Origin of the sequence: Sulfitobacter sp. 1A13421 (genome assembly GCF_043557285.1) — a bacterium.
GTDB classification, from domain to species: domain Bacteria; phylum Pseudomonadota; class Alphaproteobacteria; order Rhodobacterales; family Rhodobacteraceae; genus Sulfitobacter; species Sulfitobacter faviae.
Window position 1 is genome coordinate 220,065 of the sequence record NZ_JBIFFQ010000003.1, and the last position, 23,273, is coordinate 243,337.

Consider the following 23,273-nt stretch of genomic DNA (forward strand, 5'->3'; position numbering starts at 1 on the left):
ATCAGGCTCCCAAAGTCTCGCGGATTTTGGCGAGGTCGATGTCGTCATGCTCGGCGATCACCACCAGATGCCCGGCGCGCGTGTCGCTGCCCCAAGGACGGTCGAACTGCTGACGCACCCGCGCGCCCACGGCCTGCACCAACAGGCGCATCGGCTTGCCCTCGACCGCGACATAGCCCTTCACGCGCAGGATGTTCTGCTCACGCGCGAGCCGTTCGATCGAGGCCACCAGCGCATCGACATCCGATACTTCCGGCATCGGGATCACCACGGTTTCGAAATCGTCATGCTCGTGATCGTCATGACCGTCATGATGCGAGGGGCGCGCGGCGAGGTCGTCTTCGGCGGCGGCGTTGAGGCCGAGCACCACCTTGGGGTCGATCACCCCTTCGGTCATCTCAAGGATCGGAATTTCACGCGGGCTTTCCTCTTCGATCACCTTGCGGGCTTTGGCGAGGCCATCGGGACCGGCGAGATCGGCTTTGGACATCAGCACGATATCGGCGCAGGAAATCTGATCTTCGAACACTTCGGAGAGCGGCGTTTCGTGGTCGAGGCTGTCGTCGGCCAGACGCTGCGCGTCCACGGCGGCGACATCGGCGGCGAAAGTGCCCGCCGCCACGGCCTCGGCATCGGCCAGCGCGATGACGCCGTCGACGGTGATCTTGGACCGGATCGCGGGCCAGTCGAAGGCTTTCAAGAGCGGTTTTGGCAGGGCCAGCCCAGAGGTTTCAATCAGGATGTGATCGGGGCGCGTGGGCAGGGCCATCAACGCTTCGATGGTGGGAATGAAGTCATCCGCCACGGTGCAACAGATGCAGCCATTGGCCAGCTCGACGATATTCTCCGCCGGGCAGTCGTCGATGGCGCAGGATTTCAGGATGTCCCCATCCACCCCCACGGTGCCGAATTCATTGACCAGAACGGCAAGGCGACGCCCGCCTGCATTGGTCATCAGGTGGCGGATCAACGTGGTCTTGCCCGCGCCGAGAAAGCCGGTGATGACGGTAACGGGAATTTTGGCGAGATCGCTCATGCGGTAGGCTCCTGCGGCAGGGTCAAAGGGGGGATACGCGCAAGGCTTTGCTTGCGAAAGATGACCGGGCGTTCGCGCCATGGCACCAGCCCGTCTTGGGTGGCGGCATAGGCGGCGGCTCCGGCAAGGATGTCGGCGGCGTCTTCCTTGGTCAAGCGGCCATAGACATAGGACCATTTGCCCGGCGCAGACAGCGCCACGGCGGCCCCTTGCGAACAGGCGGAAAGACATTGCACTGGCACGATGGTCACGCCCTCTGGCGCGCCTGCGGCGTCGAGGGCGGCATGAAGCTGCGCGCCGGGGCGCGGGGCGTCTTCCTCCAGCACCTCACCGGCGCGGCAGGTCATGCAGACATGTAGGGTTGCGCTCATTGATCTTGTCCCATCGGGTTATGCGTGCCGGGTATGCGCTCCGGCCCGCCATGAAAAGGGGAGGCGGTGCGATTATTCAACCGTCAGCACCTCGCGGGCCGTAATCGGCGCACCGTTCACCGCCAAGGGGCGGTGGTCATTGGCATTAAGCGTGACCTCTACCGTGACCTCGCCCTTGGGCAGATCGGCCAGATGCAGCCATGGGCCGTAAAGCCGCCCGATCTTGGCACCGTTGACATAGACATGGGCATGGCCCTCGCCCGGTTGATTTTCGCCGCTGGCATTCTGCGGGGCAAAGGCGAAGCCTTCGGTCTCAACAAAAAGGTTGTGGCCTGACATCGGGTCGGGGGTCACGCGGATTGCAAGGCTGGGGGCCTCTTCGGCGGCCAGCGCGATGGGCTGGCCGTGCATCCGCGCGTGATCCGCGCCACCGTGATCCATGGCCGTATGCCCGCCGCCGCCATGGGCGGCAGGGTCGCCGTGGTCATGGCCGTCGAAGGTCACACCGTTGCTTGCGGCGATGGCAAAACCGATGCCACCGCCAAAGACCAATCCAATGGCGAAAAGCGCCAGTGATCTGTCCATTTCGACCTCCCTCAGGCGCTCTGCGCGCCTTCACGTTGCCAAAAGAACCCGGCGAAACTGCCCAGCAACACCCATGCGGCCAAGCCGATGCCAAGCGCACGCGCGGCGAAAAGCGCGCCGATCTCGGTCGGCACCGGGCCGCTGAAGCTCTCGGGCTCGGGAGCGCCGATGACATGCGGGGCCATCAGCAGAACCGCCGCCCCGATCCACGCGCCCCAACCCTTGCCAAAGGCCAGCAGCCAAAGCGCCACCAGCGCCGCCCCGGCGGTGGCGAACCACCAGATCTGCCGCGCAGTGATGTCTGCGGCGGCGACGCCGGGCACTTCGGGCGCAAGGCTGAACCCCGGCGCGAGGTGGAAGGCCACGAAACCGGCGACACCCCAAAGGATGCCCCAGCGGCCATCAATCACCGCACCGCGCTCTTCGCCAAGGCTCATCGCGGCCAGAAGGATCAGCGCATAGGCAGTATAGGTCAGCATGGTGAAGATCAGGCTCAACCCATCGCGGACGGCATCGAAACCGGGCAAATCGGGATGCGCGCTGACGGGGTCGGCCCCGAAATGCACCAGCGCGCCGGTCTCATAAAGCTCGGCGTGAAGCAGCACGGGCTGCACGAAATAGAGTTGCAGCAGGCCGGTCAACAGGCCTGCAGAGGCCCCGGCAAACAGGGCGGAAGTCAGAAAACGTGAAAACATCGCAATGATCCTTAGATGCGAAATGATACTCAGCGCCGCGCGAAACGCGGGCCAAGCCATCAGCCAGCCTCAAGATGCGCCAAAGCCCTGCCCACACGGTCAAGGGCGGAGGCAGGCAAAACGGCAAGAGGCGGGCATGGAAAGAAAGCCAGAATCACAGACAGCCGGACTGCGGCATGGCAGCCCGGACCCCAGTGATACCGAACGCGGCGCTTAGTGGCAGGGAAAGCCCGTCGCGTGGCGCACGTCATGGGCGGCATCATGCAGTGCTGCGGCCTGCACATGGCCGGTCAGCGCCATCAGAGCCACACCCAATACGGCGGCAAACAGCGCCGGTACGAGTTTGCTGCGCGTGGCACCGGCGGTCTTAATCATCGTCGTCATCTACAATCTCCTTACCGTCACACCCGACGGCATCTAGCGTTTCATTTGCCTGGCAGGTCTCCTGGCTCGCGGGTCGTGGCCTTTGCCCGCCTTCCCCGTCCGAAAGGACAAGTGGCACGAGGGGCATTGGCTTACCGCTTACAGTCGCGGGGGCGGCTTCGGCTTCAGGGTCTGGCGACCCCTTACTGAATTCCCTTTTCGGTCCCACACCCAAAGGCGCTTTTCGGGACACCAAGCACCTTCAATTACGCATTTTCGGCCCTTCCTGACAAGCCGCATTTATCGAACCTCGCGGAACCGTATGGCGCATACAGCATTTAGTAGATAAATATGGCTCAACCCCCGGTATGCGGGTTGACCCAAAAGCCACGTGCAGGGCACATTGACGGCCAGTTTCGATCAAGGGGCGGGAATTCATGAACGACAACACGGTCTCCGCCGCTCGGCAGACCCTGGCCGAAGACGTTCTAGGCAAGGTCGTGCGCTATGCCCGCCTGCCGCTGTGCATCACCGACCCGACCCTGCCGGACAATCCCATCGTCTATGTGAATGACGCTTTCACCGATCTCACCGGCTATGGTTTGGATGAGATCGTGGGCCAGAACTGCCGTTTCCTGCAAGGTCCGGAAACCACGCGCGAAAGCGTCGATGCGGTGCGCGAAACCCTACTGGCGCGCCGGGTCGATACGGTGGAGATCGTGAACTACCGCAAGGATGGCAGCCGCTTCCTGAACGCCCTGCAACTGGGGCCGATCAATGACGAAGACGGCAATCTGATCTACTTCTTCGGCTCGCAACTCGACGTTTCCGAACGCCGCCGGGTGGAGCGGGAGCACCGGCAACTGGCCGATGACGAATTGCTGCACCGGCTGCGCAATATCGTCAACGTTATGACTGCGATGGTCCGCCTGACCGCCCGTGAGGAGCCGACCCCGGCGGCCTTTGCCGACAAGGTGATCGAGCGGCTGGCCGCCTTGGGCGCGGCGCATTTCGACACGATTGGCCGCAGCGACCAGCATGAGGTGGATTTCGAGACGCTGATGGGGCCGATCATGCGGGCCTACACCTCGGCCACCGAGGATCAGATCAACCTCACCGGGGCGAATCCGCTGATCTCGCACCGCCTCGTTTCCCCCCTGACGCTGGCCTTGCACGAGCTGGCGACGAATGCGGTGAAACACGGCTCGCTCAGTTCCGATACCGGGCGGGTATCGCTCGATATCACCATCCTTCAGGAGCCTGCCCGCCTGCGGTTTGTCTGGCGCGAAACAGGCGGGCCGGAGGTCATCAAGTCTCCGCGCAACAGCGGCTCGCGGATCATCCAGTCCTTGACCCGCGCGGTCGGTGGCACCCTGCACTACGATTGGCAGCCCGAAGGGTTGATTGCCACGGCGGAGTTCCCCGTGGCCGCCCTTGGCGAAGGCTGACCGTCAGACGATCACCTGCTGCGCGGCCTGCTCTCCGACCCCGAAAACACGCTTGTAACGCGCGATCTCATCCACCGGACCCATCGCCTTGTTGGGGTTATCTGAGAGTTTGACCGTGGGCCGCCCATTGGCGCTGACCGCTTTGCAGACCAAACTAAAGGGCGCCAGCGCATCATTCGGCACCAGCCCGCGGAAGTCATTGGTCAGCAACGTCCCCCAACCGAAAGAGACCTTGGCCTTGCCCGCAAACTGCGCGTGCAACTCCTTGATCTTGTCCACATCCAGCCCATCGCTGAAGATCACCCGCTTGGTCGTCGGGTCCTCGCCGCGGGCGCGCCACCAGTCAATGGCCGTCTGCGCCGCCGTGGCCGGATCGCCGCTGTCGACGCGGATGCCGGTCCAGCCTGCCAACCAATCCGGCGCGTGATCGAGAAACCCCTTGGTGCCGTAGGTATCGGGCAGGATGATCCGCAGATTGCCCTCATGCTCATCATGCCAATCCGACAGCACGTCATAGGGCGCGCGGGCAAGGGCGGCGTCATCCTCGGCCAAAGCGGCATAGACCATGGGCAACTCATGGGCATTGGTGCCAATCGCCTCAAGCTCGCGCATCATGGCGATGCGACAGTTGGAGGTGCCGGTAAAGGCATCGCCCAGCCCCTCATGCATCGCCTGCACGCACCAATCCTGCCAGAGGTAGGAATGCCGCCGCCGGGTGCCAAAATCCGCGATTGAAAGGTTGTCGACCTCGCGCAGCGCTTCGATCTTTTCCCAGACGCGGGTCATGGCACGGGCGTAAAGCACCTGAAGCTCGAACTTGCCCATCGGGTCGAGCGCGGCGCGGCTGCGCAGCTCCATCAGCACCGCCAGCGCGGGAATCTCCCAAAGCATGACCTCATGCCACTTGCCCTCGAAGGTCAGCTCATATTGATCGCCCTTCCGCTCCAGATGATAGGGCGGCAGGCGCATGCCTTCGAACCACTCCATGAAATCGGGGCGGAACATCTGGCGTTTGCCGTAGAAGGTATTGCCGCGCAGCCATGTGCTCTCCCCCCGGCTGAGGCTGAGCGAGCGGATGTGATCGAGTTGCTCGCGCAACTCCCCCTCATCGATCAGCTTGGCCAGCGGGATATGGGTGGAGCGGTTGATCAGGCTAAAGGTGACCTGCGTGTCCGGCTTGTTGCGAAACACCGATTGGCACATCAAGAGCTTGTAGAAATCCGTGTCGATCAGCGACCGCACGATGGGGTCGATCTTCCACTTGTGGTTATAGACGCGGGTGGCGATGTCGACCATGGGAGGTTCCTTATTGCGTGCCCCTTCATGCCAAGGGGGCGGACAGATGGGCAAGGGGAAAGCGGCGGATCAGGCCAGCGTCACCCCCGCCGCGCGCATGCCTTCGCGGGCTTTGGCAAGCGATCCGTCCAGATCAATCGCGCGGCAGAGATCTTCGCGCACATCGACCTTGAACCCCAGCTTCGCCGCGTCCACAGCCGAGAAGTTCACGCAGAAATCTAGCGCCAGCCCCACCATGGTCAGCCGCTCGATCCCGCGCGTGCGCAGGTAGCCTTCGAGCCCCGTGGGCGTGCGGTGGTCATTCTCGAAAAACGCTGAATAGCTGTCGATGTCGGGGTTGTAGCCCTTGCGAATGATCAGATCGGCGCGGTCGGTTTGCAACTCGGGGTGGAACTGCGCGCCAATGCTGCCCTGGATGCAGTGATCGGGCCAAAGCACCTGCGGGCCGTAGGGCATGGTGATGACCTCGTAAGGCCCGTTGTTCTTATGCGATGAGGCAAAAGACGAATGCCCCGCCGGGTGCCAGTCCTGCGTCAGGACCACGGCGTCAAACTCGGGCATCAGCGCGTTGATGCCGCGCAGAATCTCATCGCCCTGTGGCACTTCCAGCGCGCCGCCGGGGCAGAAATCATTTTGAACGTCGATCACGATCAGGGCATGGGTCATGGGCATTCTCCTTACCAAAAGGGGTAGGGCTGCGGATGGGGTAGGTCAATGGCACGCGCCGGATTGAGCTTTGCCGCCGAAGCGCTTATTTGACGCTCATGTATACCATCGCCGCCCTATATCACTTCACCCGCTTCGACGATCCCGCCGCGCTCAAACCCGCGCTTTTGGCGCTTTGCGAGGCGCAATCTGTCATGGGCACGCTGCTGCTGGCCCCCGAAGGGGTGAACGGCACCATCGCCGGGCCGCGCGCCGGGATCGACGCGGTGATCGCCCATCTGCGCGCCCTGCCCGGCTGCGCGGATCTGGAGTGGAAAGAGGCCACCAGCGACAAGCCGCCCTTCGGCAAGATGAAGGTGCGCATCAAGCGCGAGATCGTGACGATGGGCCAGCCCGATGTCGATCCCCGCGCCAAGGTGGGCCATTACGTCGACCCCAAAGACTGGAACGAATTGATCCGCTCCCCCGATGTGGCGGTGATCGACACGCGCAACAGCTACGAAGTGGCGATTGGCACCTTCGAAGGCGCGGTCGACCCCGAGACCGAGAGCTTCGGTGAATTCCCCGCGTGGTGGGAGGCGAACAAAGACCGCTTCCACAACAAGAAGATCGCGATGTTCTGCACCGGCGGCATCCGTTGCGAGAAATCGACCAACTACCTGATCGGTCAGGGGGTCGAGGATGTCTTCCACCTCAAAGGCGGCATCCTGAAATACCTCGAAGAGGTGCCCGAACAGGAAAGCACATGGGAAGGCGACTGTTTCGTCTTCGACAACCGCGTCAGCGTCGGCCATGGGCTGCGCGAGGGGCCGCATATGCTTTGCCACGGCTGCCGCCGCCCGATCCTGCCCGAGGACACTCAGCACCCTGCCTATGAGGCCGGGGTGTCCTGTCATCAATGTGTGGATGAGACCTCGGCAGAGGATAAGGAACGGTTCCGCGAACGCCAGCGCCAGATCACGCTGGCCAAGGAACGCGCGGCGCGGGAAGAGGGCTGACCGCCCGCCTCAGCGATCCGACAGCGCGAAGCCCGCATAGGCAAAGGGCATGACCGCCCGGCGAAAACGGCCCAGTTCGAACCGCGCAAGCGGGGCGCGCATGGGGGCGGGATAGGGCCGCTCGGGCGTAATGCCGCGGACCAGATCGGCCAAGAGCGCACCGGAATAGCTGCCCATCGCCACCCCATTGCCGTGGTAGCACAGCCCTGCGAAGATCCCCGGCTGATCCGGCACCTGCCCCACGAAAGGCATGCGATTGCGCGCGATACAGACCATGCCCGACCAGCCATGCGGCGTTTCGACATGGCGCCACGCGGGGAACATCGCCTCGAAATCCGCCCGGGCCCGGGCCAGCGCGCGCCGCTCGGAATTGGGGTTGGACATCAGCCCGCCGCGCACGCCGAACAACATGCGATTGTCGGGCATCAGCCGGAAGTAATGCAGCAGATGGCGGCTGTCATAGCAGGCCTGTTGGCTGGTCCAACCTTGGGCGGAAAGCTCTGCCTCGGTCATCGGGCGGGTCACGATCACGCTGGATTGCGTCGGCATGTAACGCGCGGCCAGCCATGGCGGCAGGTCTTCGGAGGAATAGCCATTGGTGGCTATGATCACCCGCTCGGCCCGGATGCGGCCCTGCGGGGTCGTAACCTCGAACGCGCCCTCGTGCCCTGTCACCCCGGTGGCCGGGCTGTTGTGATAGATCGCGGCCCCCGCCTCTTCCGCGGCCTGCGCGAGGGCGGTCACATATTTGCGGGGGTTTATTCCAAAGCCAATCGGCACGGTGATCGCGCCCTCGAAGCCTGCGTTCAGCCCCTCGGCGGCCAGATCGGCCTTTTCGGTCAGCCGGGCCGTGACGCCGTAATTCTCTGCGTAGTAATCGAGCCTGCCGCGCATCTCTTCGAAATCACGCGGGCGGTGGGCCAGCTGGGTCTCCCCTTGGGAATGCCGGTCGACATTGATGCCGCGGGCGGCGATGAAATCCTCCACCTGTCGGATCGCTGCCACCTCGGCCTGCCGCCAGCCAAGCCGCTCTGCCCGCCCGAATTTCCGGTCGAGCGCCGCGTCATCCAGCATCCCGCCGCCCAAGCAGCAAAAGCCCCCGTTGCGGCCCGAAGCGCCAAAGCCCACCCGCTCGGCCTCCAGCACCGTAGCCCCGACCCCGGCCCGCGCCAGATGCAGCGCGGCGTTAAGGCCGGTAAAACCGCCGCCGATGATCACCACATCGGCCTGCGCGTCGCCTTGCAGCGCCGGACGCTCCGCCGCGCCATGGGTCTGATCCCACCAGCAGCCCGCACGCGGCGCTTCTGAATAAGCGAAATCTGCGTAGATGCGCTTCATGCGGCGGGCCGTTCCGCCGCGCGGACATCCTCCTGCGCGCGTAGGCTTGAACGTTTGCTGACCAGCGATGCGGTGATGACACCCACGGTCACGATGGCGATCATGATTGTCGAAAGCGCGTTGATCTCGGGCGAGACGCCCAAACGCACGGCGCTGAAGATCTTGATCGGCAGCGTCGTCGCCGATGGCCCCGCGGTGAAGGAGGCGATGACCAGATCATCAAGGCTGAGCGTGAAGGCCAGAAGCCAGCCCGAGATCACCGCGGGCGCGATGATCGGCAGGGTCACGAGGCGGAAGGCCTCCCATGGGGAAGAACCGAGGTCGAGCGCGGCCTCCTCCAACGAACGGTCGAAGGACACCAGCCGGGAGGAGACGACGACCGAGACATAGCACATCGAAAAGGTCGTATGCGCCAGCACGATGGTCAGCACGCCCCGGTCGAGACCGATGCCGATGAAAAGCAACAGGAGCGACAGGCCGGTGATCACCTCGGGCATCACCAGCGGCGCGTAGATCATGCCGGAGAACAATGTCCGCCCCATGAACCGCCCGCCGCGCACCAGCACATAGGCCGCCATCGTGCCCAGCACCGTGGCGATGGAGGATGAGATCACGGCGACCTTCAGCGTGACCCAAGCCGCATTCAGGAAGGCTTCGTTCTGCAACAGCTCGCCATACCAGCGGGTCGAGAATCCGGCCCAGACCGTCACCAGTTTCGAGGCGTTGAAACTGTAGATCACCAGAATGATCATCGGCAGGTAGAGAAAGGCGAACCCCAGCGTCAGCGAGGTCACGTTGAACCATGTCATCCGCTTCATTGTTCGGCCTCCGCCTGTTTCTGCTGGTTGCGTTGGAAGAGGATGATCGGAATGATCAGGATCAGCAGCAGGATCACCGCCACCGCGCTCGCCACCGGCCAGTCGCGGTTGTTGAAGAACTCCTCCCAAAGCACCTTGCCGATCATCAGCGTGCCCGACCCGCCCAAGAGCGAGGGGATCACGAATTCGCCCAAAGCGGGGATGAAGACAAGGAAGCTGCCCGCCACAATGCCGTTGCGCGACAGCGGGATCGTCACCAGCCAGAAGGCTTGCAAACGCGAGCAGCCGAGATCCTCCGCCGCCTCGTTCAGGGATTCATCCAAGCGGTCCAGCGCGGCGTAGATGGGCAGGATCATGAACGGCAGGTAGGTATAGACGATGCCGATGTAGACTGCCGTGTTGGTATTAAGGATCTGTAAAGGCTCTGCCGTTAGACCCAACCCCATCAAAAGTTGGTTCAGCAGCCCTTCGTTGCTGAGAATGCCCATCCACGCATAGACGCGGATCAGGAAGGAGGTCCAGAACGGCAGGATCACCAACATCATCAAAGTGGCGCGCCACTCTTCGGGGGCGCGGGCCATGCCGTAGGCGATGGGATAGCCGACCAAGAGCGTCAGCGCGGTCGATACAACGGCGATGCGCAGGGAGCTAAGGTAGGCTTTCCAATAAAGATCGTCAGAGGCGAGGAAGGTAAAATTCTCGAAATCCAACTGGGCGATCAGGGCGCTGATGCCGTCTTTTATCGTCGGCGTATAGGGCGGGATCGCCAGCGCCGTATCGGAGAGGGAGATTTTGAAAACGATCAGGAAAGGCACCAGAAACAGCGCCAACAGCCAGAGGTACGGGACCGCGATCAGGGCGAAACGACGCATGTTCATTGCGCCAACAAAACGCCTGCGGTGGCGCTCCATGAAATCCAGACCGGGTCTTCCCATGTGATGTCACGCCGTGCGATGCGGCGAGTGTTGGCCGTCTGCGCCTTGATCACCTGCCCGCCGGGCAGTTCGACGTGATAGGTAGAGAGGTTCCCCAGATACGCGATGTCGAGCACTTTGCCCTGTAGCGCATTGGGCGCATCCTCGGGCCTCTCGGTCGAAATGCGGATTTTCTCAGGCCGGATCGCAAGATGGGCTTGCTGCCCTTCGCTGAACGGCGCGGCAGAGGTGGCGGTCAGCGGCGGCTGCCCGTCGATCCAGTTCAAATTGTATTGATCTTGGCCAATGGCCTTGGTGCTGGCTTCGATGATGTTCACGTCACCGATGAAGTCAGCGACATAGACGGAATTCGGCGCTTCATAGATCTCGGCCGGGGTGGCCACTTGAATCACGCGCCCCTCGTCCATCACCGCCACGCGGGAGGCGACGGTCATCGCCTCTTCTTGGTCGTGGGTCACGATGACAAAGGTGGTGCCGGTGGATTCTTGAATGTCCATCAGCTCGAACTGGGTGTCTTGCCGCAGCTTCTTATCTAGCGCGCCCAAGGGTTCATCGAGCAGCAAAAGCTTCGGCGCTTTTGCCAGAGACCGTGCCAGCGCCACGCGCTGCCGTTGACCGCCGGAAATCTGATGCGGTTTGCGGCGGGCGAATTTCTCTAGCCGGGTAAGCTTCAGCATCTCGGCCACGCGGGCGGCGATGGCGTCCTTCTCCATCTTGTCGCGGCGCAGGCCGAAGGCGATGTTGTCCCAGATGCTGAGATGCGGAAACAGCGCGTAGGATTGGAACATCATGTTCACCGCGCGTTTGTTCGGGGGCACCGGGGCGATGTCCTGCCCCGCCAATTCAATGCGCCCGGTGGTCGGGCTTTCGAACCCCGCCAACATGCGCATCATCGTCGTCTTGCCACAGCCCGAAGGCCCAAGCAGGGCAAAGAATTCCTGCGCGTAGATATCCAAAGACAGATCGTCGATGGCGATGAATTCGCCGAATTTCTTGGTCACATTCTTAAAGCGAATGAGCGGCTTTTCGTCAGGGTCGTTCCAGGGGGCGAAGACGGTTGGGCTCACGGTTGAGAGATCCTTTGATCGGGCTTTGCTCAGGCTTTGATCGGGGTCGCGGGGCAAGAAAAAGGGGCGTGACCAGACTGGCCGCACCCCCTGTCACAGATCAGGTACCGGACTTGATCTTGGTCCAGAGCCGGGTCACCACGCGCTGTACTTTCGGCGGGTAAGGTGTGGTGGTGAACAGGTTGTTCAGCGCCGCCTCAGAGGGGTAGATCGCCGGATCGCCGATCACATCCTCGATCAGATGCTCCTGCGAGGCTTCGTTGCCGTTCGCATAGTACACATAGTTCGACGCGGCGGCCATATTCTCGGCATCCATGATGAAGTTCAGAAACTTATGCGCGCCATCAGGGTTCGGCGCGTCGACCGGAATAGCCATCTGGTCAAACCACATCTGCGCGCCTTCGGAGGGGGCGTTATAGGCGATTTCGACACCGTTGTCGGCTTCATCCGCGCGGTCACGCGCCTGCAGGATATCGCCCGACCAGCCCACCGCGACGCAGACGTCACCGTTGGCCAAGGCATTGATATATTCCGAAGAGTGGAACTTCTGGATGTAGGGGCGGACCGGCATGAAGACCTCTTCGGCCTTGGCGATCACATCGGGGTCATGGCTGTTGGGGTCTTCGCCGATGTAGTTCAGCGCGGCGGGGATCATCTCTGCCGGGGCGTCGAGGAAATGCACGCCGCAGTCGGCCAGTTTTTCCATATTGGCCGGGTCGAAAACCAGGTCCCAGGAGTCGATCGGAGCATCGTCGCCTAGGATCTCTTTCACCTTGCCGACATTCACGCCGATGCCGGTGGTGCCCCACATATAGTTGATCGAATGGGCGTTATCGGGATCATATTGTTCGGTCCGCGAAGAGACCACGTCCCACATGTTCTCGAGGTTGGGCAGCTTTGAGGTGTCCAGCGGCTGGAATGCCCCTGCCGTGATCTGGCGCTGCAAGAAGGTGCCCGAGGGGACGACCACGTCATAGCCCGACCCACCGGCGAGCATTTTGGTCTCCAGCACTTCGTTGCTGTCGAACACGTCATAGACCAATTCGATGCCGGTTTCTTCTTCGAATTTATCCAGCAGGGATTCGTCGATATAGTCGGACCAGTTGTAGACCCGGACCGTTTCGGCAGTGGCGGCACCTGCCATCAAGGTGGCGACGGCGACGCTGCTTAGTAGCACATGTTTCATTTCATACTCCCGTTAGACAGGTCGGGTTGATCCCCACCTTTCGTCAATTTGATCAAGTTTTGCCTCTTCGGGCAAGATGGTTTATGCTTTCATGCAGAATGAAATGCTGCAAGACACGGCGAAACAAGACGGAAAGACCGCTCCTATGGGTTCAGAAAAAACCGATCCGAGATTGCTTCCCGCCGCCGATGCGGCGGTCAAGACACCGATCCATCAGCACGTTTACGAACGCCTGCGCAAGATGATTCTCTTCGGCGATTTGGCTCCCGGACAGGGGGTCACGATCCAAGGTCTGACCGCCGCTTTGGATGCGGGCATGACGCCGGTGCGCGAGGCCATCCGCCGCCTGATCTCGGAAGGGGCGCTGACCCATTTGGGCAACCGCCGGGTCACCGTGCCGGAACTGACCCATGCGGGGCTGGAAGAGCTGGGATTCATGCGGGAAACGCTAGAGCCGGAACTGACCAAACGCGCCGCAAACCGCATGACGGATGAGCGTTTGAACGCTTTGAAAGCCTGTGACAACGCGCTGAACCATGCCATCGACCGGGGCGATGTCGGCGGCTATTTGATGCAGAACTACAGCTTTCACCGGATGATTTACGACCTTGCCGAAGCGCCGATCATGGCCGCGACGGTGGACCGTCTTTGGCTGCGTTTCGGCCCCTCGCTTCGGGTGGTTTGCGGGCGCTATGGCACCAGCAATCTGCCCGATAAACATGCCGAGCTTTTGGCAGCCTTTGCCGAGGGCAACGCCGCTTTGGCGGGAGAGGTCATGGCGGGCGATGTTGCCCAAGGAATGACCCAAATCCGCGCAGCCCTCGATGGTCTGCCCGTTCCGCGTTGATTCGATTGACATGCTATAATTTGATCATATTCTGCGGCTAAGCTTATTTTTCATGCAAATAGAAGGTGCATCCCCATGCCGCCCATCACGAATCACCTCCCAACCGCGGACCTTCAGGCGCTGGATGCGGCGCATCACATGCATCCTTTCACCACCAATGATGAGCTGGGCGACAAGGGCGCGCGCATCATCACAAGGGCCAAGGGCATCTATCTAACCGATAGCGAGGGGAATGAGATTCTCGACGCGATGGCCGGGCTTTGGTGCGTGAACCTTGGCTATGGCCGCGAAGAGATGGGCAAGGTCGCCGCGCGGCAGATGAACGAACTGCCCTATTACAACACCTTCTTCCAAACGACCCATGTGCCCGCCATCGCGCTGGCCAAGGAGCTGGCCGATCTGGCCCCCGGTGATCTGAACCACGTCTTCTTCGCCGGGTCGGGGTCAGAGGCGAATGACACCAATCTGCGCATGGTCCGCACCTATTGGGCGCAAAAGGGCAAACCCGAGAAAAGCCATATCATCAGCCGCAAGAACGCCTATCACGGCTCTTCCGTGGGCTCCGCCAGTCTTGGCGGCATGACCTATATGCATGAGCAAGGCGGGCTGCCGATCCCCGGCATCCACCACATCGGCCAGCCCGATTGGTATGCCGAAGGCGGGGATATGTCGCCCGAAGACTTCGGTCTGAAACGCGCGCAGGAGTTGGAAGCGAAGATTGTCGAGCTGGGCGCGGACAAGGTCGCGGCCTTCATCGCCGAACCCGTTCAGGGCGCGGGCGGGGTCGTCGTGCCGCCCAGCACCTATTGGCCCGAGATTCAGCGCATCTGCGAAAAGCATGACATTCTGCTGATCGCCGACGAGGTGATCTGCGGCTTTGGTCGGACGGGCAATTGGTTCGGCTCGCAAACCATGGGCATCAAGCCGCATATCATGACCATCGCCAAGGGGCTGAGCTCGGGCTACGCGCCCATCGGCGGGTCAATCGTTTGTGACGAGGTCGCCGAGGTCATCAACGCCTGTGAGTTCAACCACGGCTACACCTACTCCGGCCATCCGGTTTGCGCTGCCGTGGCGCTAGAAAACCTGCGGATCATGCAGGAAGAGAACATCGTCGCCCATGTGCAAAACGTCGCCGCCCCCGCGCTGAAAGAGGCGTTGGACAAGCTGGGAGAGCATCCGCTGGTGGGCGGGGTGAACGTATCGGGCCTGATGGCCTCCCTCCCGTTGACGCCGCATAAGGAAAGCCGCGCGAAATTCGCCGATAGCGGCACCGCCGGGTACATTTGCCGCGAACATTGCTTTGCCAACAATCTGGTGATGCGCCATGTCGGCGACCGGATGATCATCTCTCCGCCGCTGATCATTACCCCGGAAGAGATCAAGATCTTCGCCGAACGGGCGACCAAGGCACTGGATGCGACCTATGCCGATCTGAAAGACAAGGACATGCTCAAAGCCGCGTCCTAAAACATCGGGCTGCCCCCAATTGGGGGCGGCCCCTCACTCTGCGCGCAGTCGGGCCAGCAGCCGGGGGGAGGCATAGCCATCGGGCGCGATTCCCTCGGCCTTTTGATAGCTGCGCACGGCATTGACGGTCAGCGGCCCGATCTTGGCGTCGATCTTTTGCGTGTCAAAGCCCGCTTCGGTCAGCAGGGTCTGCAATTCGATCCGCTCATCAAAGCTCAGCGCGCGGTCTTCGCGGGGCCAGTCCTGCTGTATCTCGCCCGCGCCGCCGATGCGGTCGGCCAGATGGCCCACACCGATGACATAGGCATCCGCCGTGTTATAGCGCTCGATCACCGCGAAATTGGGGAAGATCATGAAGGCGGCACCCTCGGCGCCCGCAGGCAGCAAGATCGACGCGGGCCCATGATCCGCCACCGCCCCGCCATCGAGCGCGGTGACGCCAAGATCGGCCCATTCCGCCGGGGTCTTGGTCACCGCACGGTCGGCCAGCAGATAGTCGAACCCCTCCGGCAGAGCCACTTCGACCCCCCAGGGCTGCCCTTCGGTCCAGCCAAAATGCTTGAGATAGGCGGCGGTAGAGGCCAGCGCATCGCTGGGGTCATCGCCCCAGATGTCGCGCCGCCCGTCGCCATCCCAATCGACCGCATGGGCGTGGAAGGACGAAGGCATGAACTGCGTATGCCCCATCGCGCCCGCCCAAGAGCCGCGCAATTGATCGGCATCGGTATCGCCCGCCTGAAGGATGCGCAGGGCGTCAATCAATTCGCCTTCGAAAAATTCCGCCCGCCGCGCGTCATAGGCAAGGGTGGCCAGTGAATCCAACACCCGATCCCCGCCCCGGAAGCTGCCATAGGCGCTCTCAAGCCCCCAGATCGCGGTGACGATCTCTTTCTCGACGCCGTACTTCGCTTCGATCTCTTCCAGCGTGCGCTGCCATTGGGCGAGCGCCTTCTGCCCGTTCTGCACCCGCAGATCCGAGGTGGCGGTGTCGAGGTAATCCCAGATCGTTTTGGTGAATTCTGATTGGTTGCGGTCGCGGCGGATCACCTCCGGATCATAGCTGACCGTATCCAATGCCCGGTCAAAGACATCCGGGTCGATGCCCTGTTGCAGGGCGCGCGGGCGGAATTCTTTCACCCAAGCGCGCAGCCCGGCATCGTCGCCGCTGGCCTCTGCCGCGGGTTCCTGCGCTACTGGCCCCACGGCAGCCAGCACGGCCTGCGGCGCGCGCGGCGCGGGGCGCAAGGATTCAGCCGGACCCGACGCAAAGGCCGGAGCCCCCATGCCAGCGGTCGCTAGAATGCCTGAAATCATCGCGTAGTGCCGGATCATAATCGCCTCACCTCATAGAGTTACGGCAAATCCTATGCCCGCCCCGCCCCGGTGGAAAGGGAGGGGGGCGGCCATCCGCGAAGCTCCGCCGGTTTGCCGCCTCAGCGGCGGGTGCGGGTCACTTTGCGTTTGATTTTGTCCTTCTTGCGCTTGGCCTTCACGGCCTTGCCGCGCGGCTTGCTACGGCCCGCCGGGCTGCGGCGGCCACCACCCCCGCCCTGTTTGACCTTTTGGTCTTCGATCTCAAGCAATTCCAGCGCAATGCCCCCGGTCACGGGGACCGCCTCTGCCAGCCGCACAGTGACACGCTGGCCAAGGCCGATTGTAATGCCGGTGTCCGAGCCCATCAGCGTCTGCGCCTCGGCGTCGTGATGGAAATACTCCCGCCCGAGCGAGCGCATCGGCACCAGTCCATCCGCGCCGGTCTCGTCCAGCTTCACGAAAGCACCAAAACGCGCAATGCCGCTGATGCGCCCGGTGAACTCATTGCCGACACGCTCCGACAGGAAAGCCGCGAGGTAGCGGTCGGTCGTGTCACGCTCGGCCACCATCGAGCGGCGCTCGGTGTCGGAGATATGCGCGCCGGTCTGCTCCAGCCCCTCGATCTCTTCGGGCGTTAGCCCATCCTTGCCCCAGCCATGCGCCGTGATCAGCGCGCGGTGCACGATAAGGTCGGCATAGCGGCGAATGGGCGAGGTGAAATGCGCGTAGGAGCGCAGCGCGAGGCCGAAGTGCCCGATATGCGCCGGGCCATAATAGGCCTGCGTCATCGAGCGTAGGGTGCTGAGATTGATCAGCTCCGCGTCATTGGTCCCCGCCGCCTGATCCAGCAGGCGGTTGAGGTGCGCGGTCTGCAGCACCTGCCCCTTGGCCAGCGTGAAACCCGCCGCCTGTGCGGTTTCACGCAGGGACTCGAGCTTCTCCGGCGAGGGTTCCTCGTGGATGCGGAACAGCAGCGGGGTTTTCTTTTTGATCAGCGTCTCGGCCGCGGCGACATTGGCCAAGACCATGAACTCTTCGATCAGCTTATGCGCGTCGAGCCTTTCGCGGAAGTTTACCGACTTTACCTTGCCATCCTCGCCCAATTCGATGCGGCGCTCGGGCAGGTCCAACTCCAGCGGCTGCCGCTCGGCGCGGGCGGTCTTCAGCGCGTCATAGGCGGCGTAAAGCGGCTTCAACACCGGCTCCAACAGCGGGCCGGTGCGGTCGTTCGGATTGCCGTCGATGGCGTCCTGCACCTCTTCGTAATGCAACGACGCGGGCGAGCGCATGAGGCCACGGTGGAACGTATGGCCGATCTTGTTGCCCTTGGCGTCCAGCACCATGCGCACGGCGATACAGGCGCGCGGCACGCCCTCGTGCAATGAGCACAGATCACCCGAGAGCCGATCCGGCAGCATCGGCACCACGCGGTCAGGGAAATAGGTCGAGTTGCCGCGCTTGCGCGCCTCGCGGTCCAGCGCGGAACCGGGGGTCACATAGGCGGCGACGTCGGCGATGGCGACCCAGAGCACATGGCCACCCTCGTTCTTCGGGTCATCGTCGGCATGGGCATAGCAGGCGTCGTCATGGTCGCGCGCATCGGACGGATCGATGGTGACCAGCGGCAGGTCGCGCAGGTCTTCGCGGCCCTTCAGCCCCTGCGGCTTGGCGGCATCGGCCTGTGCGATCACATCGTCGGGGAAGTCGTCGGGGATGCCATGCTGGTGGATCGCGATGAGCGAGACGGCGCGCGGCTCGGACGGGTCGCCCAACCGTTCGACGATGCGTGCGCGGGGGGAGCCCATGCGCGCCTTCGGCCCGGCCTGTTCGGCCTCAACCAGCTCCCCGTCTTTCGCGCCATGGGTATGGTCGGCACCGACGCGCCATTCGCGGTCCGTGCCCTTGTCGATCGGGACGATCCGCCCGCCTTCGGCCGCTTTGCGGAAGATGCCCAGCACCTTGCGCGGGTTGGAGCCGATGCGACGAATGAGCCGGGCCTCATAGTGGTGATCTTCGCCTTTCACCAGCGTCAGCCGCGCCAGAATGCGGTCACCTTCGCCAAGCGCCGGGTCACTCTCGCGCGGGATCAGCAGCACGATGGGTTCTTTCCCCTCGCCATGCCACTCCATCGGCTTGGCAAACAAATCGCCATCGCTGTCCGGCCCCGTGACCAGCAAGACCGAGACCGGCGGCAGGCGGTCGGGATCCTGATAGCTGCGCTTGCGCTTTTCCAGATGGCCCTCGGCCTCCAGCTCTTTCAGCACGCGCTTCAGGTCGATCCGCGCCGCGCCTTTGATGCCAAAGGCTTTGGCGATGTCGCGCTTGGCGGTCAGCGTGGGGTTCTGTTCGATCCAGTCGAGGATCTCGGATTTGCTGGGTATCTTGCTCATACCTCAGCAGGTAGCACGCAGCCCCCCTGTCGTCATGGCAAATCGTGAATTTCGTCCACGTCGCGCAGGGTAGAGACTTCGGCGATGCGGTAGCCCGGCAGGGTCGCGCGGCTGTCAGCCAGCGCATGCGGGCCGGACCAGCGCACCCCGTCAAACAGGCTGGGCGGCGCGCGGCGGGGATGTTTTAGCCCCACGAGCCAATAGCCGCCATCTGGCGCCGGGCCAAACACCGCGTCATGGTTGCCAAGCGCATCGAATGCCCGCGCCAGTTCCTTGCGGTTGATGCCCGGAATGTCCGCCCCGATCACACAAGCAGGCCCCGGCGCGCTGCGCAACATCCGCGCCATCCGGTCGCCCAGATTGCCCCTGCCCTGCGGCCAGCGCGGCAGATGCGCGGGCCAGATACGGCTTTGCAGCCCTTCCACGTCCGGGGCCACGGCCAGCACCACCTGCCAGCGCGGGTCTTCGATCCGACGCAACAGGCGGCGGGTCTGATGGCGAAACCACCAAGCCGCGCCGACCATGCCCATGTCGCGGCCCAGACGGGTTTTCACCCGACCGGGACGCGGCTCTTTCACCATGACGATAAGCGTTGGTTTCACGTGAAATAATTCCGCAGCACGCGCCCGTAGATGGATTTGAGCTGTTCGATATGTTCGACCCGGACATGCTCATCAACTTGGTGCATGGACTGGCCCACCAGACCGAACTCCACCACCGGGCAATGCGCCTTGACGAAACGCGCGTCCGAAGTGCCGCCGGTGGTGGAAAGCTCGGGCTGCACGCCCGTCTCAGCCTCAACCGCGCCCGCGACCAGATCGGACAGGGCGCCCGGCGGGGTGATGAAACTCTCGCCGGAGATCTTGATCTCTACATCCACTTGCAGGCCGAATTCCTCGGCGATCTTATCCGCCTCGCCCCGCAGCCAGTCGCTGAGGCTCGCGCCCGAATGGTGGTCATTAAACCGGATGTTGACCGCGCCGCGGCATTGCGCCGGGATCACATTGGTTGCCTTGTTGCCAGTATCCACGGTGACCACGGCCAGCGTCGAAGGGTCGAAGTGATCGCTGCCCTGATCCAACTCATGGCTGGCCAGACGATCCATCAGCCGCACCATCGCGGGCAGCGGGTTGTTCGCGCGGTGCGGATAGGCCGCATGGCCCTGTTTGCCCGTCACCTTGAAATGCGCGTTCATCGAGCCGCGCCGCCCGATCTTGATCATATCGCCCATGGTCTCGGGGCAAGTCGGCTCCCCCACAAGGCAGACATCCATCCGCTCGCCGTTCTCCGTCATGTAGTCCAAGAGCGCCGTGGTCCCGTCGAGGGCATCGCCCTCTTCATCCCCGGTGATCGCCAGCACGATGGAGCCGTCGGGCGGCGTGTCCTTCACGAAATCCACCGCCGCTGCGACGAAAGCCGCCACGCCCGATTTCATATCCGTGGTACCGCGGCCATACATGATGCCGTCCTTGATCTCGGCCCCGAAGGGGGGCATCGACCAATCCGCCTCATCCCCGATGGGCACGACATCGGTATGACCGTTGAAGCCAAAGGACTTGGTGTTGCCCTTGTTGCCCCAGCGGGCAAAGAGGTTGCAGATGCCGCCCCGGTCGACGCGCGTACAGTCGAAACCCGCCGCGCCCAACACCTCTTCGAGCACTTCCAGCGCCCCATCGTTCGCGGGGGTGACAGAGGCGCAGCGCACCAGTTTCGCGGTGAGATCAACAGGGTCGAGACCGGACATATCGGCTCCTTTTCAGGGGTTATCGCTTGTCCGGTAACTTGTGTGGGCAAATCGCGCCAATGCCAAGGGGGCGCATTGCAATTCCCCGTGTGGGGCGCGGGTCAGTCGTAAAACGGGGTCATTTGCGCGACGATGACCGAGTTTTCCTCGAGCGCGCGCTGCATCAGGGCGCGCTCCTCGGCGTCGATCTCCTGACCCTCGGCTTCGCGCTCTTCCAGCGTGCCGTAACCCGTCACATCAAGCGGGTTGGTATCGGCCTGTTTGAGGATCGCCACCGTCTCGCGCACGGCTTCGGCCTCATCAATGCCGGAGGCGAAACACATCAGCGCAGCACCGGTGGCCTTGTCGGGCAGACCGTCACCGTCCTTGCGGCCGATCTGAACCAAAAGGGTAAAGACCTGCTGGCGCGAAGGTTTCTTGGTTTTCTTGGGTTCAGACATGATAAGGGCCGCCGATTGCTTTCGGCAGCCCTAACCTTTTCACTTGGATTTGAAAAGGGGCCGCGCCCCTGCCCTTAAGTCTTGCCGCGGACCATCCGTGTGACCCAGATCAGCAGGCAGGCACCGATGACACCCACCACCAACTGACCGAACCAACCGCCCAGCGTGCTGCCGACGATCAGCATCAAGAGCCAGTTCGCGACCAAGGCACCCAGAATGCCGAGGATGATGTTCATGATCAGACCCATGTCCGATTTCATGATCTTTTCCGCGATCCAGCCCGCAAGGCCACCCACGATGATTGCGGCAAACCAACCGATACCCGTCATGTCGTCAATCTCCTTCAAATTCAGGTCTCAACGCCGTGACGGGGTATTTGGTTCCGATCAGTCGCGCAGCAGCTCGTTGATCGAGGTTTTGGAGCGGGTCTTGGCGTCCACCCGTTTCACGATCACGGCGCAGTAGAGGTTCACGTTGTTCTTCGACGGCATGGTGCCCGCCACGACGACCGAACCTGCGGGCACTTCGCCATACATGATCTCGCCGGTCTCGCGGTCGACGATCTTGGTCGACTGGCCGATGAAGACGCCCATGCCCAGCACCGAGCCTTCGCGCACGATGCAGCCTTCGACGACTTCCGACCGTGCGCCGATGAAGCAATTGTCTTCGATGATGGTGGGGCCCGCCTGCATCGGCTCCAACACGCCGCCGATGCCGACGCCGCCGGAAAGGTGCACGTTCTTACCGATCTGCGCGCAGGAACCGACGGTGGCCCATGTGTCAACCATGGTGCCAGAGTCGACATAGGCGCCGATGTTCACGAAAGACGGCATCAGCACCACGCCCGGCGCGATATAGGCCGAGCGGCGCACGACGCAGTTCGGCACGGCGCGGAAACCGGCCTCTTTCCACTCGGCATCGCCCCAGCCTTTGAACTTGCTGTCGACCTTGTCCCACCAGCCGGCACCCTGTGGGCCGCCTTCTTGATGTTCCATGTCCTTGATGCGGAAGCCCAGCAGCACGGCCTTCTTGGCCCACTGATTGACGTGCCACTGACCGTCGTCCTGCTTTTCCGCCACGCGCAGCTTGCCGCTGTCGAGCGCGTTCAGCGTCTCTTCGATGGCGTCGCGCACTTCGCCAGTGGTGGCGGATGTGATCTGATCGCGGGTATCCCAAGCGGCTTCGATGGCGGTTTCAAGTTGGGCGTTGGACATGGGGCAAGTCTCCGAATGATGAAAAGGCCTTTTGAGGGCTATAGCCTTGCACTGCCTAGGGTGCAATTGCCGGGCGATGAGGGGCGTGGTCATTCGCCGAACAACAGGGCATCTTGACCTAAGCGGCCATCGCGCCACCTGAGCCAAGCCCCAGACCAAGGAAAGACCCGAGGATGACCGACGAACACCGCCACCCCCTGCGCCGTGCCAATGTGGACCGCGCCAAAGCCCAAGACGCCCCCGACACGCCGCAAACCCGCGCGCCTGCCTATCGTCTGGCCTTTACCGACGATGACTTCATGTGCCGCGATGAGCTGCGCCCGGTGCGCCTGCAACTGGAGCTTCTCAAACCCGAACTGCTGCTGGACACCCATGGCATCCAATCGACCATCGTGCTCTTTGGCGGGGCGCGCATTCCCGAACCGGCCGAGAAACACACCGCCCGGACCAAAACGCTGGCCGACCTGTCGCGTTTTTATGACGAGACGCGCACCTTTGCCCGGCTGATGACCGAAAAGTCGATGGAAAGCGGCGGCACCGAGAATGTCATCGTCACCGGCGGCGGGCCGGGTGTGATGGAGGCGGGCAACCGCGGCGCACTGGACGCGGGCGGCCATTCCATCGGCCTCAACATCGTACTGCCGTTCGAGCAGGCGCCTAACGAATATGTCACGCCGGAGCTTTGCTTTAACTTCCACTATTTCGCGATCCGCAAGATGCACTTCCTGATGCGCGCCCGCGCGATCTGCGTCTTCCCCGGCGGTTTCGGCACGATGGACGAACTCTTTGAGGCGCTGACGCTGATCCAAACGGGCCGCATGAACCGGGTGCCCTTCTTGCTGTTTGGCCGTGAGTTCTGGGAAAAGATCATCAACTGGGACGCGCTGGCCGATGCGGGCACGATCTCAGCCGAAGACCTCGACCTGTTCCGCTTTGTCGAAAGCGCGGATGAGGCGATGGAGGTGATCGAGAATTGGGAGACCGCCCCCGCCCGCGAACATGTGCCGGGCCGCGAAGAGGTCGAAGATCACGGCTAAGCCGCCTTGACCCGC

24 protein-coding genes and 1 riboswitch are annotated in these 23,273 nt (G+C 62.8%); of the genes, 5 read left to right on the forward strand and 19 right to left on the reverse strand.

Annotated elements, in window-relative coordinates; translation table 11 throughout:
• Nucleotide 1: 1 nt before the first annotated feature.
• The 5 genes from cobW to ACGYLI_RS07860 form a co-directional block, all read right to left on the reverse strand.
• Nucleotides 2-1,036, reverse strand: coding sequence for a cobalamin biosynthesis protein CobW (cobW, locus tag ACGYLI_RS07840; protein ID WP_271688495.1), 1,035 nt, complete (start codon nucleotides 1,034-1,036; stop codon nucleotides 2-4).
• Complete coding sequence (locus ACGYLI_RS07845; RefSeq protein WP_067265698.1) at nucleotides 1,033-1,407, reverse strand: DUF1636 domain-containing protein; 375 nt, start codon at nucleotides 1,405-1,407, stop codon at nucleotides 1,033-1,035. Before ACGYLI_RS07845 ends, cobW begins: the two co-directional genes overlap by 4 nt.
• 72 nt (nucleotides 1,408-1,479) lie before the next feature.
• Nucleotides 1,480-1,992: a hypothetical protein gene (locus ACGYLI_RS07850; protein ID WP_394418596.1), complete on the reverse strand. Its 513-nt coding sequence runs from the start codon at nucleotides 1,990-1,992 to the stop codon at nucleotides 1,480-1,482.
• A gap of 11 nt (nucleotides 1,993-2,003) precedes the next feature.
• Nucleotides 2,004-2,687 carry a CbtA family protein gene (locus ACGYLI_RS07855; protein WP_394418598.1) on the reverse strand — a complete coding sequence of 228 codons (684 nt, stop codon included), beginning with the start codon at nucleotides 2,685-2,687 and terminating at the stop codon, nucleotides 2,004-2,006.
• Nucleotides 2,688-2,900: 213 nt separating this feature from the next.
• The gene (locus ACGYLI_RS07860) at nucleotides 2,901-3,071 is read right to left on the reverse strand and encodes a CbtB-domain containing protein (RefSeq protein ID WP_082849519.1); all 171 of its coding nucleotides are present in this window, start codon (nucleotides 3,069-3,071) and stop codon (nucleotides 2,901-2,903) included.
• A gap of 33 nt (nucleotides 3,072-3,104) precedes the next feature.
• Nucleotides 3,105-3,322: riboswitch (cobalamin riboswitch) on the reverse strand.
• 165 nt (nucleotides 3,323-3,487) lie between these two features.
• On the opposite strand from ACGYLI_RS07860, the gene ACGYLI_RS07865 reads away from it, so the two are divergent.
• The gene (locus tag ACGYLI_RS07865; RefSeq protein WP_394418600.1) at nucleotides 3,488-4,498 is read left to right on the forward strand and encodes a PAS domain-containing protein; all 1,011 of its coding nucleotides are present in this window, start codon (nucleotides 3,488-3,490) and stop codon (nucleotides 4,496-4,498) included.
• A 3-nt stretch (nucleotides 4,499-4,501) separates the two neighbouring features.
• Here ACGYLI_RS07865 and pncB read toward each other — a convergent pair whose 3' ends face one another.
• Together pncB and pncA are read right to left on the reverse strand one after the other, a co-directional pair.
• The gene (gene pncB, locus ACGYLI_RS07870) at nucleotides 4,502-5,794 is read right to left on the reverse strand and encodes a nicotinate phosphoribosyltransferase (protein ID WP_394410894.1); all 1,293 of its coding nucleotides are present in this window, start codon (nucleotides 5,792-5,794) and stop codon (nucleotides 4,502-4,504) included.
• A gap of 69 nt (nucleotides 5,795-5,863) precedes the next feature.
• Nucleotides 5,864-6,460, reverse strand: coding sequence for a bifunctional nicotinamidase/pyrazinamidase (gene pncA, locus ACGYLI_RS07875; protein ID WP_394418602.1), 597 nt, complete (start codon nucleotides 6,458-6,460; stop codon nucleotides 5,864-5,866).
• 98 nt (nucleotides 6,461-6,558) lie between these two features.
• Here pncA and ACGYLI_RS07880 point away from each other — a divergent pair, with 98 nt between their 5' ends.
• Nucleotides 6,559-7,458, forward strand: a complete 900-nt coding sequence (locus tag ACGYLI_RS07880; protein WP_271690010.1) for a rhodanese-related sulfurtransferase — start codon at nucleotides 6,559-6,561, stop codon at nucleotides 7,456-7,458.
• 9 nt (nucleotides 7,459-7,467) lie between these two features.
• Here the strand turns inward: ACGYLI_RS07880 and ACGYLI_RS07885 are convergent, their stop codons facing one another.
• The 5 genes from ACGYLI_RS07885 to ACGYLI_RS07905 all read right to left on the reverse strand — a co-directional run bounded on the left by ACGYLI_RS07885 (nucleotide 7,468) and on the right by ACGYLI_RS07905 (nucleotide 12,802).
• Nucleotides 7,468-8,796: an NAD(P)/FAD-dependent oxidoreductase gene (locus ACGYLI_RS07885; RefSeq protein WP_394418603.1), complete on the reverse strand. Its 1,329-nt coding sequence runs from the start codon at nucleotides 8,794-8,796 to the stop codon at nucleotides 7,468-7,470.
• A complete protein-coding gene (locus ACGYLI_RS07890) occupies nucleotides 8,793-9,614 on the reverse strand; it encodes an ABC transporter permease (RefSeq protein WP_394418605.1) in 822 nt (273 codons plus the stop codon). Before ACGYLI_RS07890 ends, ACGYLI_RS07885 begins: the two co-directional genes overlap by 4 nt.
• Complete coding sequence (locus tag ACGYLI_RS07895) at nucleotides 9,611-10,486, reverse strand: ABC transporter permease subunit (protein ID WP_067265718.1); 876 nt, start codon at nucleotides 10,484-10,486, stop codon at nucleotides 9,611-9,613. The genes ACGYLI_RS07890 and ACGYLI_RS07895 overlap by 4 nt, the downstream gene beginning before the upstream one ends.
• A gap of 2 nt (nucleotides 10,487-10,488) precedes the next feature.
• Complete coding sequence (locus ACGYLI_RS07900; RefSeq protein WP_394418607.1) at nucleotides 10,489-11,616, reverse strand: ABC transporter ATP-binding protein; 1,128 nt, start codon at nucleotides 11,614-11,616, stop codon at nucleotides 10,489-10,491.
• Nucleotides 11,617-11,716: 100 nt separating this feature from the next.
• Nucleotides 11,717-12,802: a polyamine ABC transporter substrate-binding protein gene (locus ACGYLI_RS07905; protein WP_394418609.1), complete on the reverse strand. Its 1,086-nt coding sequence runs from the start codon at nucleotides 12,800-12,802 to the stop codon at nucleotides 11,717-11,719.
• A gap of 145 nt (nucleotides 12,803-12,947) precedes the next feature.
• Between ACGYLI_RS07905 and ACGYLI_RS07910 the strand changes: the two genes are divergently transcribed.
• Together ACGYLI_RS07910 and ACGYLI_RS07915 are read left to right on the forward strand one after the other, a co-directional pair.
• Nucleotides 12,948-13,649, forward strand: a complete 702-nt coding sequence (locus tag ACGYLI_RS07910) for a GntR family transcriptional regulator (RefSeq protein WP_209216764.1) — start codon at nucleotides 12,948-12,950, stop codon at nucleotides 13,647-13,649.
• A 75-nt stretch (nucleotides 13,650-13,724) separates the two neighbouring features.
• Nucleotides 13,725-15,119 carry an aspartate aminotransferase family protein gene (locus tag ACGYLI_RS07915; protein WP_394418612.1) on the forward strand — a complete coding sequence of 465 codons (1,395 nt, stop codon included), beginning with the start codon at nucleotides 13,725-13,727 and terminating at the stop codon, nucleotides 15,117-15,119.
• A 33-nt stretch (nucleotides 15,120-15,152) separates the two neighbouring features.
• Here ACGYLI_RS07915 and ACGYLI_RS07920 read toward each other — a convergent pair whose 3' ends face one another.
• The 7 genes from ACGYLI_RS07920 to dapD all read right to left on the reverse strand — a co-directional run bounded on the left by ACGYLI_RS07920 (nucleotide 15,153) and on the right by dapD (nucleotide 22,221).
• Entirely contained in the window at nucleotides 15,153-16,451 is a 1,299-nt protein-coding gene (locus ACGYLI_RS07920) for a lytic murein transglycosylase (RefSeq protein ID WP_394418614.1), read from the reverse strand.
• A 101-nt stretch (nucleotides 16,452-16,552) separates the two neighbouring features.
• Complete coding sequence (gene rnr, locus ACGYLI_RS07925) at nucleotides 16,553-18,823, reverse strand: ribonuclease R (protein ID WP_394418616.1); 2,271 nt, start codon at nucleotides 18,821-18,823, stop codon at nucleotides 16,553-16,555.
• 32 nt (nucleotides 18,824-18,855) lie between these two features.
• Nucleotides 18,856-19,425, reverse strand: a complete 570-nt coding sequence (locus tag ACGYLI_RS07930) for a TIGR04282 family arsenosugar biosynthesis glycosyltransferase (RefSeq protein WP_394418618.1) — start codon at nucleotides 19,423-19,425, stop codon at nucleotides 18,856-18,858.
• A complete protein-coding gene (dapE, locus tag ACGYLI_RS07935) occupies nucleotides 19,422-20,567 on the reverse strand; it encodes a succinyl-diaminopimelate desuccinylase (protein ID WP_394418620.1) in 1,146 nt (381 codons plus the stop codon). Before dapE ends, ACGYLI_RS07930 begins: the two co-directional genes overlap by 4 nt.
• Nucleotides 20,568-20,668: 101 nt before the next feature.
• A complete protein-coding gene (locus ACGYLI_RS07940) occupies nucleotides 20,669-21,007 on the reverse strand; it encodes a hypothetical protein (RefSeq protein ID WP_067261079.1) in 339 nt (112 codons plus the stop codon).
• 74 nt (nucleotides 21,008-21,081) lie between these two features.
• Nucleotides 21,082-21,336 carry a GlsB/YeaQ/YmgE family stress response membrane protein gene (locus ACGYLI_RS07945; protein ID WP_067261077.1) on the reverse strand — a complete coding sequence of 85 codons (255 nt, stop codon included), beginning with the start codon at nucleotides 21,334-21,336 and terminating at the stop codon, nucleotides 21,082-21,084.
• 57 nt (nucleotides 21,337-21,393) lie between these two features.
• Nucleotides 21,394-22,221, reverse strand: coding sequence for a 2,3,4,5-tetrahydropyridine-2,6-dicarboxylate N-succinyltransferase (gene dapD, locus ACGYLI_RS07950; RefSeq protein ID WP_067261075.1), 828 nt, complete (start codon nucleotides 22,219-22,221; stop codon nucleotides 21,394-21,396).
• Between the two features lie 173 nt (nucleotides 22,222-22,394).
• Between dapD and ACGYLI_RS07955 the strand changes: the two genes are divergently transcribed.
• Nucleotides 22,395-23,258: an LOG family protein gene (locus tag ACGYLI_RS07955; protein WP_394418622.1), complete on the forward strand. Its 864-nt coding sequence runs from the start codon at nucleotides 22,395-22,397 to the stop codon at nucleotides 23,256-23,258.
• The last annotated feature ends 15 nt before the right edge of the window (nucleotides 23,259-23,273 follow it).